This is a genomic window from Streptomyces sp. NPDC060232, from assembly GCF_042726555.1.
Taxonomy (GTDB): domain Bacteria; phylum Actinomycetota; class Actinomycetes; order Streptomycetales; family Streptomycetaceae; genus Streptomyces.
Map to the genome: position 1 here is coordinate 459,445 of NZ_JBHXAG010000002.1, position 15,322 is coordinate 474,766.

Here is a 15,322-nt window from a genome sequence, read left to right on the forward strand (position 1 = left end):
TTCTAGCCGTTCGAGCGGGCGGTCGTTTCGACCGTGGCTCAGATGTCCGTGCCGATGGCCGCGAACGCCGCCTCGATCAGGTCCAGGCCCTCGTTCAGCAGGTGCTCGCCGATCACGATCGGCGGGAGGAAGCGGAGCACGTTGCCGTAGGTGCCGCAGGTGAGGACGAGCAGGCCCTCGGCGTGGCAGGCCTTGGCGAGCGCGCCGGCCGCCTCCGGGAACGGGGTCTTGGAGACCGGGTCCTTGACCAGCTCGATCGCGATCATGGCGCCGCGGCCGCGGATGTCGCCGATGATCTCGTACTTCTCCTGCATGGCCGTCAGGCGGGCCTTCATGACGGACTCGATCTTCTTCGCCTTGGCGTTGAGGTCGAGCTTCTTCATGGTCTCGATGGAGCCGAGCGCACCGGCGCACGCCACCGGGTTGCCGCCGTAGGTGCCGCCCAGGCCGCCCGCGTGGGCGGAGTCCATGATCTCGGCGCGGCCGGTCACGGCGGCGAGCGGCAGACCGCCCGCGATGCCCTTGGCGGTGGTGATCAGGTCCGGGACGATGCCCTCGTCCTCGCACGCGAACCACTGGCCGGTGCGGCAGAAGCCGGACTGGATCTCGTCGGCGACGAAGACGATGCCGTTCTCGTTGGCGAACTTCACGATCGCCGGCAGGAAGCCCTTGGCCGGCTCGATGAAGCCGCCCTCGCCGAGGACCGGCTCGATGATGATCGCGGCGACGTTCTCGGCGCCGATCTGCTTGGTGATCTGGTCGATCGCCTGGGCGGCGGCCTCGGGGCCGCAGTTCTCGGCACCGGTGGGCCAGCGGTAGCCGTAGGCCACCGGGACGCGGTAGACCTCGGGGGCGAACGGACCGAAGCCCTGCTTGTACGGCATGTTCTTCGCGGTCAGCGCCATCGTCAGGTTCGTGCGGCCGTGGTAGCCGTGGTCGAAGACGACGACGGCCTGGCGCTTGGTGTACGAACGGGCGATCTTGACGGCGTTCTCGACGGCCTCGGCGCCGGAGTTGAACAGGGCCGACTTCTTGGCGTGGTCGCCCGGGGTCAGCTCGGCGAGGGCCTCGCACACCTCGACGTAGCCCTCGTACGGGGTGACCATGAAGCAGGTGTGGGTGAAGTCGGCGAGCTGCGCGGAGGCGCGGCGCACGACGGCCTCGGCGGAGGCGCCGACGGAGGTCACGGCGATGCCGGAGCCGAAGTCGATCAGCTGGTTGCCGTCGACGTCCTCGATGATGCCGCCACCCGCGCGGGCCGTGAAGACGGGCAGCACGGAGCCCACGCCGCCGGCCACGGTCTGCAGGCGGCGGGCCTGCAGCTCCTGCGACTTGGGGCCGGGGATCGCGGTGACGATCTTGCGCTCCTGCGGGACAGCGGTCATAGAGGGCTCCTGGGGGGTGTTTTCGGACGCACTTGTGTCTTTGTCCGCAGGCTAGGCCCGGGAGCGGGGGTCCTGCATGCTCCGTTCGGTAGTGATCTCAGCGTGTCCTTGTCCGCGACGGCCATAGGAAGGGCGCGGGACATGTCTCGTGGATCAGTATCCGGTACCGGCGCAGCGCGCCCCTAAGCACCGGGCCGGGCACTAGATTGAGCGCCGCAGGGCAAGGGATGGGCAGGGGGCAGGGGTTCATGGACACCGAGGGCACGTACGACGGACAGGCGACCCGCGCGGGTCACGTACCAAGGCCTGCCACATCCCCCGAGCATCCGCCGAAACCCCGGCACGCGCCCGGCAGCGCTCCCGGACAGACGCCGGACCTCGCCGACTGGATCAGCACCCCGCGCCCGGCCGCCGAGCCGGGCACATGGCGCTACGGCCACACCCCGCGGGCGGCGGCGGAGGCCGAGCGGACCCCGGACCGGGCCCTGGCGAGCGGCGCGTCCATCTCCTTCCTGGCCTGCGTCCTCGTCTGGTCGCTCATGCGCAACACCTACATTCCCTTCTGGGACGCGCCGCTGAACCTCTTCACCCCCGACAGCTGGTACTCCGCGAACGGGGAACCCGTCATGGGGACGGGCGGGATGCGGGCCAAGCCGATCTACGAGCTGCTCTTCGTCTCGGCCCTCCTCTACGGCTTCGGGCGCCTCGGCAGCTGGCGGACCGCCTGGCAGCGGCTGGTCGTCGCACGCGGCCCGTGGGTGCAGGCCCTCGCGGTCGTGCCCGTGGCCTGGGTGACTCTCCTGCTCGTCGACAACCACCAGCTGCCGATCCGCCAGCTCGTCTTCGCGTTCCTTCCGTACACCGGCGACCCGGTGGCCAACCTCGCACTCGACAACACGGCCAAAACCGTGATCGACGTGGCCGTGGTCCTGGCGTTCGCCTGGCTCGGCGGTGCGTTCCGGCTCCTGCGTCGCCTGCGCGCGGCCCAGGCCGGTGGCGGCCGGGAGCGGAACCGGGCGGTGCCCGCCGGACCGGCCCGGACCGAGGTGGGGGGTGGCGACGATCCCCTGCGGTGGCCGCAGTTGCGGGGGGCCGGGCTGGGGGAGGCGGCCGACCGGCTCGAAGGGGAGGCCGGGGGCGGGCGGATGAACGACGTGGACTACACGCGCATCCGCCGCGCCTGGGAGTCCGTGCGCCTCGACCCCTCCCGCATGCGGGCCTTCGCCGACTCCGTCCGCGACAAGGGCGCCGGGGCCTGCGTGCACCCCTCCGGGGACCGGGACCTGCCCGTGCGGGCCGCCCGGCACGACCTGCTGGCCCGGCAGGTGCTGCTCGGCACCGTCGACGACGGCGTCCGCAACCCGTACGCCCGCCGCGGCACCTCCCTCGCGCTCGACCCCGACGTGCTCGGCACCTCCCTGCTCGCCGTCGGTCCCTCCGGCACCGGCAAGACACAGCGCCTGGTGCGGCCCGTCGTGGAGTCCCTCGCCCTCCAGGCGCTCGCCGGCCAGGCCGCCGTCGTCGCCGTCGGCGCCGCCGGGGCCCAGCTCGGGCCGGACGCGGCCTACGACGTCGTGGTCCGCATCGGCGACCCCGGCTCCGTCTACGACCTCGACCTCTACGGCGGGGCCACCGACCCCGACGAGGCGGCGACCCTGCTCGCCGAGGCCTTCGTCGGGGACGTCCCCGGGATCGACGTACGCCGGGCGGCGACGGCCCTCGCCCAGCTCCTCGGGCCGTTCCGGGCGGCGTACGGCCGCTTCCCCGCCGTGCCCGAGCTGCGCGAGCTGCTCGACCAGGTCCCGGCCGCCTTCGACGCCCTGCGCCGCGAGCTCGCCGCCGACGGCGGCGCCGCGCGGCACGCCATGCTGCGCGAGCTCGACGCCCGCACCCGCCAGCACGGGGCGCACGGCGACCCCGGACCGGCCCTCGCCGACCGGGTGGCCCTGCTGGACCGGCCCGCCTTCGCCGGGTTCTTCGACACCACCGGCCAGGGCCGGCCGTTCTCGCTGCGCGCCCTGGAACACCCCATCCGGGTCCGCGTCGACCTCCCCGAGCGGGGACACGCCGACGCCTCCCGGATGCTGGCCCGGCTGCTGCTCGCCCAGTTCAACGCCGCCGCGGCCGCCCGCGTCGACCGTTCCCTCTTCGCCTTCCTCGCCTTCGACGACGCCTCCCACACCCTGACCGCGGAGACCGTCCGCGGCGTCCAGCGCCTGCGCTCGGCGCACGCCGGCGTACTGCTCACGCTGCGCACCCTGGACGACGTACCGGAGGCGCTGCGCACGCCCCTGCTCGGGGCGGTCGGCTGTCGGATGGCCTTCGCCGGGGTCACCACCTGGGACGGCAAGCGCTTCGCGGAGGCCTGGGGCACCGAGTGGGTGGAGGCGCGCGACGTCACCCACCGCACGGTCTTCGCCGACCAGCCGCTGACCCGGGCGATCCACGCCTTCCGCAAGCTCGTCACCGGCAAGGCGGTCACCACGGACGCGGTGACCGTGCGTCAGGTGGAGCGGGAGCGGTGGTCCGCCTCGGACCTGGCGCACGCCGTGCCGCCCGGGCATGCGGTGCTGTCGCTGACCTCGGTCAGCGGGGAGCGGGCGGCCCCGCTGCTGGTCCGCCTGGCCGGAACGTCCTGACCCGCGCCCCGACCCGTACGAGGTGGCAGAATCGAGGGGAGTCGTTCGTACGACACGGCGAAAAGCGTCGGCGGCTCCTCCACCGCTCCCCTCTCGCTAAGGCCCCTGGTAACCGATGCCGCTGACCCTCGCCTCACTCGTCCAGCACTCGGCGCTCAAGCTCAGCGTCCGGGCGGGGGAGAGCCGCCTGGACACCCCCGTGCGCTGGGCCCACGTCAGCGAGCTGGCCGATCCCGTCCCCTATATGGAGGGCGGGGAACTGCTCCTGATCACCGCGATGAAGCTGGACGCGGACGACCCGGAGGAGATGCGCCGCTACGTACGCCGCCTCGCCGCGGCCGGAGTGGTCGGCATCGGCTTCGCGATCGGCGTCAACTACGAGGCGGTCCCCGACGCGCTGGTCGACGCCGCGCGGAGCGAGGACATGCCGCTGCTGGAGGTGCCGCGCCGGACGCCCTTCCTGGCGATCAGCAAGGCCGTCTCCGCGGCGCTCGCTGCGGACCAGTACCGGGCGGTGACCGCCGGCTTCGAGGCGCAGCGGGAGCTGACACGCGCCGCGCTCTCCGCCGACGGGCCCGCCGAGCTGCTGGCGAAGCTCGCGGCGCACGTGCACGGCTGGGCGGCGCTCTACGACACCTCCGGCGCGGTCGTGGCGGCCGCCCCCGAATGGGCCGCGCGCCGCGCCGCCCGGCTGACCCCCGACGTGGAGCGGCTGCGGGAGCGGCCGGCGCCCGCGAGCGCCGTGGTCGGAGGCTCCGAGGACCGCGTCGAGCTGCAGTCCCTGGGCACCGGCCGACGGGCGCGCGGCGCGCTCGCCGTAGGCACCGGGGCCCCGCTGGGCACGGCCGAGCGCTACGCCGTCCACTCCGCGGTCGCCCTGCTGACGCTCACCACCGAACGGTCGCGCTCGCTGCACGACGCCGAGTCCCGGCTGGGGGCGGCGGTGCTGCGGATGCTGCTGGCGGGGGAGCCGGACCATGCCCGGGCCGTTGCCGGGGACCTGTACGGGTCCCTGCTGGACGCGCCGTTCCGGCTGGTCGTGGCCGAGCCGGCGCTGGCTGGGACGGCGCAGCCGGAAGGGCTGGCGCTGCTGGCCGACACCGTGGAATCGGCGGCCGCCCGCAGCGGGGAGGCACTGCTGGTGGTCCCGGAGCCGGGACGGCTCGTGGTCCTCGCCTCCGACGCCGGCTCGGCCGTACAGGCCTGCACGGACCACGCGGTAGCCCTGGAGGCCCGGCGCGGCCGCGACGCGGCCGGCCCCGAGCCGGACGAACTGGTGGTCGGGCTGTCCGCGCCCGCCGGGCCCGGCGGCGTGGCGGCGGCCCTCAAGCAGGCCGACCAGGCCCTCGCCGTGGCCCGCCGGCGCGGCCGTCCGATGGTGGAGCACGAGGACATGGCGGCGGGCTCGGTCCTGCCGCTGCTGGCCGACGACGCGGTACGGGCCTTCGCGGACGGCACCCTGCGCGCGCTGCGGGAGCACGACGCGACGGGCCGCGGGGACCTGGTGGCCTCCCTGCAGGCCTGGCTCTCCCGCCACGGCCAGTGGGACGCGGCCGCCGCCGACCTCGGCGTGCACCGGCACACCCTGCGCTACCGGATGAAGCGGGTGGAGGAGATCCTCGGCCGCTCCCTGGAGGACCCGGACGTCCGCATGGAACTGTGGCTCGCCCTCAAGGCCACCTCCACCCCCGACTGATGCTGTGGCCGGAAGGATTCACCGGGTCGCGGCGCCCGGCACGGCACCTCGCCGCGTTGTCGGACCACGCGCGTACGGCCGGTACGAGCCGTGGCCCTCCGCCTCGCGATGCACCGCACCGGACACCGCGACCCGGCAACCGCTTCCGGCCACAGCGCCGGGGAACCGCAGCCTGCGACAGTGACAAACCGGCGCGACCCCGGCGGCAGGTACTACACCCCGGATAAACGCCGAATCCCCCGGGGAGTCCTACGGTGGAGGGGTCAGGACCCACCGCACACTTCCGAAGGGCCGGGATTCGCATGACTTCCACCCACGCCTTCTGGCTCGCCGGCCGCCAGGCCTCCGGCGAGGACAGCTTCGACGTCCACTCCCCGTGGGACGGCCGACTGGTCGCCGCGGTCAGCGTGCCCACCGACGAGCAGGTCGAAGAGGCCGTGGCCGCGGCGTACGCCGTGACGGCGGAGTTCTCCGCGACCCCCGCCCACGTACGGGCCGCGGCCCTGGACCACGTGTCCAAGCGGCTCGTCGAGCGCACCGAGGAGATCGCCCAGCTGATCTCCGCCGAAAACGGCAAGCCCGTCAAGTGGGCCCGCGGTGAGGTCGGCCGGGCGGTGTCCGTGTTCCGCTTCGCCGCGGAAGAGGCCCGCCGCTTCAACGGCGGCGAGGCCCAGCGCCTCGACACCGACGCCGGCGGCGTCGGCCGTCTCGCACTGACCCGCCGCTTCGTCAAGGGCCCGGTCCTCGGCATCGCGCCGTTCAACTTCCCGCTGAACCTGTGCGCCCACAAGGTGGCCCCGGCCATCGCCGTCGGCGCGCCGATCATCCTCAAGCCGGCGCCGGCCACCCCGCTGTCCGGCCTGATCCTGGGCGAGCTGCTCGCCGAGACCGACCTCCCGGCCGGCTCCTGGTCGGTCCTGCCGGTCGCGAACGACAAGATGCCCGCCCTGGTCAAGGACGAGCGCCTCCCCGTCATCTCCTTCACCGGCTCCGACACCGTCGGCTACGCCATCCAGCAGTCGGTGCCCCACAAGCACTGCACCCTGGAGCTCGGCGGCAACGCCGCGGCCGTGGTCCTGGACGACTGGTCCTCCGAGGCCGACCTCGACTGGGCCGCGACCCGCATCGCGACCTTCTCGAACTACCAGGCCGGCCAGTCCTGCATCTCCGTGCAGCGGGTGATCGCCGACGCCTCCGTCTACGACCGCCTCGTCGAGAAGGTCGTCGCGAAGGTCCAGGCGCAGGTCACCGGCGACCCGAACGACGACGCCACCGACGTCGGCCCGCTGGTCTCCCAGGCCGCCGCCGAGCGCGTCGAGTCCTGGGTGGACGAGGCCGTGTCCGCCGGCGCCAAGCTGCTCACCGGCGGCAAGCGCGAGGGCGCCTCGTACGAGCCGACCGTCCTGGCGGACGTCCCCGCAGGCGTCAAGCTCGCCACCGAGGAGGTCTTCGGCCCGGTCCTGACCCTGCTGCGGGTCGAGAACACCGACGAGGCCTTCGCCGCGGTGAACGACTCCAAGTTCGGCCTGCAGGCCGGCGTCTTCACCCGCAACGTCCAGACCGCGTTCCGCGCCCACCGCGAGCTCGAGGTCGGCGGCGTGATCATCGGCGACGCGCCGTCCTACCGCGCCGACCAGATGCCGTACGGCGGCGTCAAGCAGTCCGGTGTGGGCCGCGAGGGCGTCCGCTACGCGATGGACGACTACACCTACGAGCGGGTCCTGGTCCTGACCGGCCTCGACATCTGATCTCGTACGGCCGAAGAGCCGACGGCCGGAGCCCACTGTGCGGGGGCTCCGGCCGTCTCCCTTTTCCGGGCCGGGTCCGGTCCCCGGGTCCGGCCCCCGAACCCGGCGATTCCCCCGACTGGTCCGCCCCGGCTTTTCCCGCGGAGCCGGGCGGGGTACGACTCACAGGTAGCACCGGCCAGTAGGCCGGCACCACCGACTCCGGCGGCGAGGTGAGTCCCCGCATGTCCGCAACACAGCCCGTACAGCCCAGCGGCACACAGCCCAAGGTGACCGAGCGCGAGGCACGACAGGTCGCGGAAGCGGCCCGGGAACAGGACTGGCGCAAACCCAGTTTCGCCAAGGAACTCTTCCTGGGACGGTTCAGGCTCGACCTGATCCACCCCCACCCGCTCCCCACCGACGAGGACGTCCGCCGGGGGGAGGCCTTCCTCGCCCGGCTGCGCGAGTTCTGCGAGACCCGTATCGACGGCGCCCTCATCGAGCGCGAGGCGAAGATCCCCGACGAGACCGTGCGCGGGCTCAAGGAACTCGGCGCCCTCGGGATGAAGATCGACCCCAAGTACGGGGGCCTCGGCCTCACCCAGGTCTACTACAACAAGGCGCTCGCCCTCGTCGGCTCGGTCAGCCCGGCCATCGGAGCCCTGCTCTCCGCCCACCAGTCGATCGGCGTGCCCCAGCCGCTGAAGATGTTCGGCACGCAGGCGCAGAAGGACGCCTACCTGCCGCGCTGCGCCACCACCGCCATCAGCGCCTTCCTGCTCACCGAACCCGACGTGGGCTCCGACCCGGCCCGCCTGGCCACCACAGCCGTCCCGGACGGCGACGACGCCTACGTCCTCGACGGCGTGAAGCTGTGGACCACCAACGGGGTCGTCGCGGACCTGCTCGTGGTCATGGCCCGGGTGCCGAAGTCGGAGAACCACCGCGGCGGGATCACCGCCTTCGTCGTCGAGGCCGACTCGCCGGGCATCACCGTCGAGCACCGCAACGCCTTCATGGGCCTGCGCGGCCTGGAGAACGGCGTCACGCGCTTCCACCGGGTGCGGGTCCCCGCCGACCAGCGCATCGGCGCCGAGGGCGCCGGCCTCAAGATCGCCCTCACCACGCTCAACACCGGCCGGCTCTCCCTGCCCGCCATGTGCGTCGGCGCCGGCAAGTGGTGCCTGAAGATCGCCCGCGAGTGGTCCGGCGTACGCGAGCAGTGGGGCAGGCCCGTCGCCCGGCACGAGGCGGTCGGGGCCAAGATCTCCTTCATCGCCGCCACCACCTTCGCCCTCGAAGCGGTCGTCGACCTCGCCTCCCAGATGGCCGACGAGGACCGCAACGACATCCGCATCGAAGCAGCCCTCGCCAAGCTCTACGGCTCCGAGATGGCCTGCCTGATGGCCGACGAGCTGGTCCAGATCCGCGGTGGACGGGGCTTCGAGACCGCCGGATCCCTGGCCGCCCGCGGCGAGCGCGCCGTCCCCGCCGAGCAGATGCTCCGCGACCTGCGCATCAACCGGATCTTCGAGGGATCCACCGAGATCATGCACCTGCTGATCGCCCGCGAGGCCGTCGACGCCCACCTGTCGGTGGCCGGCGACCTCATCGACCCCGAGAAGGACCTCGGCGACAAGGCCAGGGCCGGCGCCCGCGCCGCCGGCTTCTACGCCCGCTGGCTGCCCAAGCTGGCCACCGGCCCCGGCCAGGTCCCCGGCACCTACCGGGCCTTCCACCCCGGCGGCCACCCCGACCTCTCCACCCACCTGCGCTACGTCGAGCGCAGCGCCCGCAAACTCGCCCGGTCCACCTTCTACGCGATGTCCCGCTGGCAGGGCCGCATGGAGACCAAACAGGGCTTCCTCGGCCGGATCGTCGACATCGGCGCCGAGCTCTTCGCGATGAGCGCGGCCTGCGTCCGCGCCGAGCACCTGCGCGCCTCGGGACAGCACGGCCGCGAGGCCTACCAGCTGGCCGACGCCTTCTGTGAGCAGTCCCGGCTGCGCGTGGAGGAGCTCTTCGGCCGGCTCTGGTCCAACACCGACGACCTCGACCGCAAGGTGGTCGCCGGCGTCCTGTCCGGGACCTACGCCTGGCTGGAAGAGGGCGTCCTCGACCCCTCGGGCGACGGCCCCTGGATCGCGGACGCCGCCCCCGGCGCCTCGACCCGCGAAAACGTGCACCGCCCCATCCGCTGACCTGCGATCATCACCGCACGTCGGACAGACGTACGAGGATGAGTAGGCGTACGGAACCCGTACGCGTACGAGCACAGCACGAGGCGGACGAGAACCATGCCGACGGCCGAGCAGGACCGCACCAGCCGACGGCTGGCCTGGTGCGTGGCGCACCTGCTGCGCCACGCACCGGACCACGTCGTCGTCGACATGACCCGCCGGCTCGACCGGCCGGCCCTCAAGTACCTCTGCCGGGACGAATGGCTGGCGGCCTCCACCGTCACCCTGCTGCTGCGCCACGCAGCCCCGGCCGACCGGGGGTACATCGCCCGCAACCCCCGCGTCGTGGGCCGGCCCCTGCCCGGCCTGCCCGGGCCTGCCCGCTACGCCCGCCGCCGCACACCGCCGGAACTCCTGCCCGTGCTCCGCGCCGAGCTCGGCCGCGACCCGGACGCGGAGCCCCTCACCACCACCGAGCTGACCGGCCTGCTGCGCCGGCACGGCCGGCGCGGACCGCGGGTACCCCTGGACATCCTGACGCTGCGCCACGAGCTCGACCCGGAGCAGCTGCTCGCCGAGCACTCCCGCCTGCCGCTGCCGGCCGGCTCCGTCGAGGCCCTGCTGCTCGTCGCCGACCTGCCCCGGGAGACCGCCGGCGGGCTGCTCGCCACCGCCGCGGCGCCGACGGACGACCGCTCCTGGCACCGGCCCCCCGTCCGCGCCGTACGCATGGGCCGCCTCACCCACGAGGAACTCGTCGCCCACGTCGCCCCCGCCCGCCACACCCTGCTCCTCGGCCACCTCACCGGCCGCCGCTCCCTGCGCTGGACCCTGCCCGAACAGGCCGGCATGCAGACCGCCGTGATACGGGCCCTGCGTCCGCTGGGGGACGACCCGCGGCTGTGGGCGGAGCTGCTGCGGCACGCCCCCGGCCACCCTGGGCCGCTGCCCGTACTGGTGGCGGGCATCACCGGCGGGACGCTGCCCGAACCGGACGGTGCGGGGGAGGCGGACCCCGAGCTCACCCGGGCCGTGCGCCACCTGGCCCCCACGGCTGCCGAGCCCACCGGCGGCGTGGAGCGGGAACTCGCCCTCGCGAGCCTCGCCGTGCCGATGGAGAGCGTGGAGGAGGACATCCGCTGGGTGCGCGACTGCCTCGACCGCGGCCTGCTCACCGGCGTCGACGTGATCCGGCACAAGCTCCCGGCCTGCTGGGCCCTGGACGAGGACCACTGGCTCGGCGACGTGGACCACCCCGACCGGCACGACCACGCGGGCGCCGTCCTCGCCGCCCACGCGGAGGCGTACCGGCTGCTCACCGCGGCCCTCGGCGAGGACCCGGAGGCCTGGTGGCGGACCGCCCGCACGCTCCCCGACTTCGCCGGAACGCTCCCGCACCTCCTCCTGCGGGTCACGGAAGGGGGCTCCGTGTCGGGCCGCCCCTGACTTGCGGCAACAATGGGGGGCATGAGCGACCGTCCAGCCCCCCTCGCCGACCCGCACCTCCTCTTCGACGCCGCGGCCGGCCGCCGGGACATCGTGATCCTCGGGTCCACCGGCTCCATCGGCACCCAGGCCATCGACCTGGCCCTGCGCAACCCGGACCGCTTCCGGGTCACCGCACTGTCCGCTGCCGGCGGCCGGGTGGCGCTGCTGGCCGAGCAGGCCCGGCTGCTGCGCGTCGAGAAGGTGGCCGTCGCCCGCGAAGACGCCGTTCCGGCCCTGAAGGAGGCCCTGGGCGCCCAGTACGGTCCGGGCGAGGAGCTGCCCGAGATCCTGGCCGGGCCGGACGCCGCGACCGAACTCGCCGCCTCCGCCTGCCACACCGTCCTCAACGGCATCACCGGATCCATCGGCCTCGCGCCGACCCTCGCCGCGCTGCGGGCCGGCCGCACCCTGGCCCTGGCCAACAAGGAGTCGCTGATCGTCGGCGGCCCGCTGGTCAAGGCCCTCGCGAAGCCCGGCCAGATCATCCCCGTGGACTCCGAGCACGCCGCGCTCTTCCAGGCGCTGGCCGCCGGCACCCGCGCCGACGTCCGCAAGCTCGTGGTGACCGCCTCCGGCGGCCCCTTCCGCGGCCGTACCCGCGCCGAGCTGGCGAAGGTGACCGTCGAGGACGCCCTCGCCCACCCGACCTGGGCCATGGGCCCGGTGATCACCGTCAACTCGGCGACCCTGGTCAACAAGGGCCTGGAGGTCATCGAGGCGCACCTCCTCTACGACATCCCGTTCGGGCAGATCGAGGTCGTGGTCCACCCGCAGTCGTACGTGCACTCGATGGTGGAGTTCGCCGACGGCTCCACCCTCGCCCAGGCCACCCCGCCGGACATGCGCGGCCCCATCGCCATCGGCCTCGGCTGGCCCCAGCGGATCCCGGACGCGGCCCCCGCCTTCGACTGGACCAAGGCGTCCACCTGGGAGTTCTTCCCGCTGGACACCGAGGCCTTCCCCGCCGTCGGCATCGCCCGGCACGTGGGCGCCCTCGGCGGCACCGCCCCCGCGGTGTTCAACGCCGCGAACGAGGAGTGCGTCGAGGCGTTCCTGGCCGGCCGGCTGCCTTTCACAGCAATCATGGATACGGTCTCTGCCGTGGTCGATGAGCACGGGACGCCGGAGTCGGGAACCTCCCTGACCGTCCAGGACGTCCTTGAAGCAGAGGCCTGGGCCAGGGCCCGGGCGCGGGAGATGGCGGCTCGGGCCGCCGCGGAGGCGCGCGCATGACACTTCTGATGACGGTGCTCGGAATCGTGATCTTCGGGGTCGGCCTGCTGGTCTCCATCGGGTGGCACGAGCTGGGGCACCTCTCCACGGCCAAGCTCTTCGGCATCCGCGTGCCGCAGTACATGGTGGGCTTCGGCCCGACCGTCTGGTCGCGGACGAAGGGCGAGACCGAGTACGGGATCAAGGCCATCCCCATGGGCGGCTACATCCGCATGATCGGGATGTTCCCGCCCGGCGAGGACGGCAGGGTGACCGCCCGGTCCACCTCGCCGTTCCGGTCGATGATCGAGGACGCGCGCTCGGCGGCGTACGAGGAGCTCCAGCCCGGCGACGAGACCCGGCTCTTCTACACGCGCAAGCCGTGGAAGCGCGTGATCGTGATGTTCGCCGGCCCGTTCATGAACCTGGTCCTGGCCGTGGCGATCTTCCTCACCACCCTGATGACCTTCGGGCTGAACACCCAGACCACCTCGGTCGCCACCGTCTCGGACTGCGTCATCCAGCAGAGCGAGAAGCGCGACACGTGCAGGCCCGAGGACCCGGCCGCACCCGCCAGGGCGGCGGGGCTGAAGGCCGGCGACAAGATCGTCGCCTTCAACGGCCGCCAGGTCGACGACTGGTCCGCCCTCCAGAAGGACATCCGCGCCACCGTCGGGCCCGCCACGATCACCGTGGTCCGGGCCGGCGAGCGCATCGACCTCAAGGCGAACCTGATCGAGAACAAGGTCGCCAAGACGGACGGCGACGGAAGGTACGTCAAGGACGAGTACGTCACCGCGGGCTTCCTCGGCTTCGCACCGGCCTCCGGCTACGTACCGCAGTCCTTCGGCCAGTCCGTCGAGCGCATGGGCGAGATGATGGAGGCCGGCGTGCAGTCGCTGGTCGCCCTGCCGTCCAAGGTCCCGGACCTGTGGGACGCGGCCTTCAACGGCGCCGAACGGGGGCAGGACAGCCCGATGGGCGTCGTCGGCGCGGCGCGCGTCAGCGGTGAGATCTTCACCCTCGACATCCCCGCCCAGCACCAGCTGGTGTTCTTCCTGAACCTGCTGGCCGGCTTCAACCTCTCGCTGTTCCTCTTCAACATGCTGCCGCTGCTCCCCCTCGACGGCGGGCACATCGCCGGCGCCCTCTGGGAGTCGCTCCGGCGGGGCGTGGCACGGATCTTCCGCCGCCCCGACCCCGGCCCGTTCGACGTGGCGAAGCTGATGCCCGTCGCCTACGTGGTCGCGGGCCTGTTCATCTGCTTCACCCTGCTGGTGATGGTCGCGGACGTGGTGAACCCCATCAAGATCACCTAGTGCCGCGCAGCCGTCCACCACGGGCACGAGGGAGCCGGGCACACATCGTGCCCGGCTCCCTACGTTCGGGTGGTACGCCCCCTCGGATGCACGGGGCGTGCCGTGCTTGGCGTAATCTCGAAGCCTGGAGCCCGCCGATCTCGGGACCTTGATCCACACCTTGGGGTTGCACAGCAGATGACTGCCATCTCTCTCGGAATGCCGTCCGTGCCGACGAAGCTTGCCGACCGCAGGGTCAGCCGCAAGATCCAGGTCGGTTCCGTGGCCGTCGGCGGCGACGCACCCATCTCGGTGCAGTCGATGACCACGACCCGCACCTCCGACATCGGCGCCACGCTCCAGCAGATCGCCGAGCTCACCGCCTCGGGCTGCAACATCGTCCGCGTCGCCTGCCCGACGCAGGACGACGCCGACGCCCTCGCCGTGATCGCCAAGAAGTCGCAGATCCCGGTGATCGCCGACATCCACTTCCAGCCCAAGTACGTGTTCGCCGCGATCGACGCCGGTTGCGCCGCGGTCCGCGTGAACCCGGGCAACATCAAGCAGTTCGACGACAAGGTCAAGGAGATCGCGAAGGCCGCGAACGACGCGGGCACCCCGATCCGCATCGGCGTCAACGCCGGCTCCCTCGACGCCCGCCTGCTGAAGAAGTACGGCAAGGCCACCCCCGAGGCGCTGGTCGAGTCCGCGCTGTGGGAGGCCTCCCTCTTCGAGGAGCACGGCTTCAGCGACATCAAGATCTCGGTCAAGCACAACGACCCGGTCGTCATGGTCAACGCCTACCGCCAGCTCGCCGCCGCCTGCGACTACCCCCTGCACCTGGGCGTCACCGAGGCCGGCCCCGCCTTCCAGGGCACCATCAAGTCCGCCGTCGCCTTCGGAGCGCTGCTCTCCGAGGGCATCGGCGACACCATCCGCGTCTCCCTCTCCGCCCCGCCGGCGGAGGAGGTCAAGGTCGGCATCCAGATCCTGGAGTCGCTGAACCTCAAGCCGCGCCGCCTGGAGATCGTCTCCTGCCCCTCCTGCGGCCGCGCCCAGGTCGACGTCTACAAGCTGGCCGAAGAGGTCACCGCGGGCCTGGAGGGCATGGAGGTCCCGCTGCGCGTCGCCGTCATGGGCTGCGTCGTCAACGGCCCGGGCGAGGCCCGCGAGGCCGACCTCGGCGTCGCCTCCGGCAACGGCAAGGGCCAGATCTTCGTGAAGGGCGAGGTCATCAAGACCGTCCCCGAGTCGAAGATCGTCGAGACCCTCATCGAAGAAGCCATGAAGATCGCCGCGCAGATGGAGGCCGACGGCATCACGAGCGGCGAGCCGACCGTCGCCATCGGCGTCTGAATCTTTCGGGCTCGGTTCGCCTCCGGGGCGCCTGTTGCCGGCTCGTGAGGGCGTACGTGCTCGGAAAGCCTCGTTCCTCGCCTTTCCTGCGCGCGTTCGCCCTCACTCCCCGTCGCGCCCCTTCGGCTCACTCGCCGGTCTTGATCGGGGGCTCGGTTCGCCTCCGGGGCGCCTGTTGCCGGCTCGTGGGGCCGTGCGTGCTCGAAAGCCGCTCCTGCCTCGCGGTTTCCTCCGCGGCCCCACTCTCCGTCGCGCCCCGTCGGCTCGCTCGCCCGGTGCAGGCTCCGCTTGTGCCCCCCCGGCCCCGGCCCCGTTCCCGCAGCTCGGGAGCGGGGCCG

9 protein-coding genes are annotated in these 15,322 nt (G+C 72.8%); 8 read left to right on the forward strand and 1 reads right to left on the reverse strand.

Annotation, left to right across the window (positions count from 1 at the left end; genetic code table 11):
* Positions 1–38: 38 nt before the first annotated feature.
* Positions 39–1,385: a 4-aminobutyrate--2-oxoglutarate transaminase gene (gene gabT / locus ACFWFZ_RS05895; protein ID WP_387117167.1), complete on the reverse strand. Its 1,347-nt coding sequence runs from the start codon at positions 1,383–1,385 to the stop codon at positions 39–41.
* A 248-nt stretch (positions 1,386–1,633) separates the two neighbouring features.
* Here gabT and ACFWFZ_RS05900 point away from each other — a divergent pair, with 248 nt between their 5' ends.
* The 8 genes from ACFWFZ_RS05900 (at position 1,634) to ispG (ending at position 14,984) form a co-directional block, all read left to right on the forward strand.
* Positions 1,634–4,024: an ATP/GTP-binding protein gene (locus ACFWFZ_RS05900; protein ID WP_387117170.1), complete on the forward strand. Its 2,391-nt coding sequence runs from the start codon at positions 1,634–1,636 to the stop codon at positions 4,022–4,024.
* A 115-nt stretch (positions 4,025–4,139) separates the two neighbouring features.
* Complete coding sequence (locus ACFWFZ_RS05905) at positions 4,140–5,720, forward strand: PucR family transcriptional regulator (protein WP_387117172.1); 1,581 nt, start codon at positions 4,140–4,142, stop codon at positions 5,718–5,720.
* Positions 5,721–6,022: 302 nt separating this feature from the next.
* The gene (locus tag ACFWFZ_RS05910; RefSeq protein ID WP_387117175.1) at positions 6,023–7,468 is read left to right on the forward strand and encodes an aldehyde dehydrogenase family protein; all 1,446 of its coding nucleotides are present in this window, start codon (positions 6,023–6,025) and stop codon (positions 7,466–7,468) included.
* Between the two features lie 224 nt (positions 7,469–7,692).
* Positions 7,693–9,651: an acyl-CoA dehydrogenase family protein gene (locus ACFWFZ_RS05915; RefSeq protein WP_387117178.1), complete on the forward strand. Its 1,959-nt coding sequence runs from the start codon at positions 7,693–7,695 to the stop codon at positions 9,649–9,651.
* Between the two features lie 96 nt (positions 9,652–9,747).
* Positions 9,748–11,076, forward strand: a complete 1,329-nt coding sequence (locus tag ACFWFZ_RS05920) for a hypothetical protein (protein WP_387117181.1) — start codon at positions 9,748–9,750, stop codon at positions 11,074–11,076.
* A 21-nt stretch (positions 11,077–11,097) separates the two neighbouring features.
* Positions 11,098–12,351: a 1-deoxy-D-xylulose-5-phosphate reductoisomerase gene (gene dxr, locus ACFWFZ_RS05925; protein ID WP_387117184.1), complete on the forward strand. Its 1,254-nt coding sequence runs from the start codon at positions 11,098–11,100 to the stop codon at positions 12,349–12,351.
* Positions 12,348–13,649 carry a M50 family metallopeptidase gene (locus ACFWFZ_RS05930; RefSeq protein ID WP_387117187.1) on the forward strand — a complete coding sequence of 434 codons (1,302 nt, stop codon included), beginning with the start codon at positions 12,348–12,350 and terminating at the stop codon, positions 13,647–13,649. The genes dxr and ACFWFZ_RS05930 overlap by 4 nt, the downstream gene beginning before the upstream one ends.
* A gap of 177 nt (positions 13,650–13,826) precedes the next feature.
* Positions 13,827–14,984 (forward strand): flavodoxin-dependent (E)-4-hydroxy-3-methylbut-2-enyl-diphosphate synthase, encoded by a 1,158-nt coding sequence (gene ispG / locus ACFWFZ_RS05935; RefSeq protein ID WP_387117190.1) that lies wholly within the window; start codon positions 13,827–13,829, stop codon positions 14,982–14,984.
* Positions 14,985–15,322 lie beyond the last annotated feature (338 nt).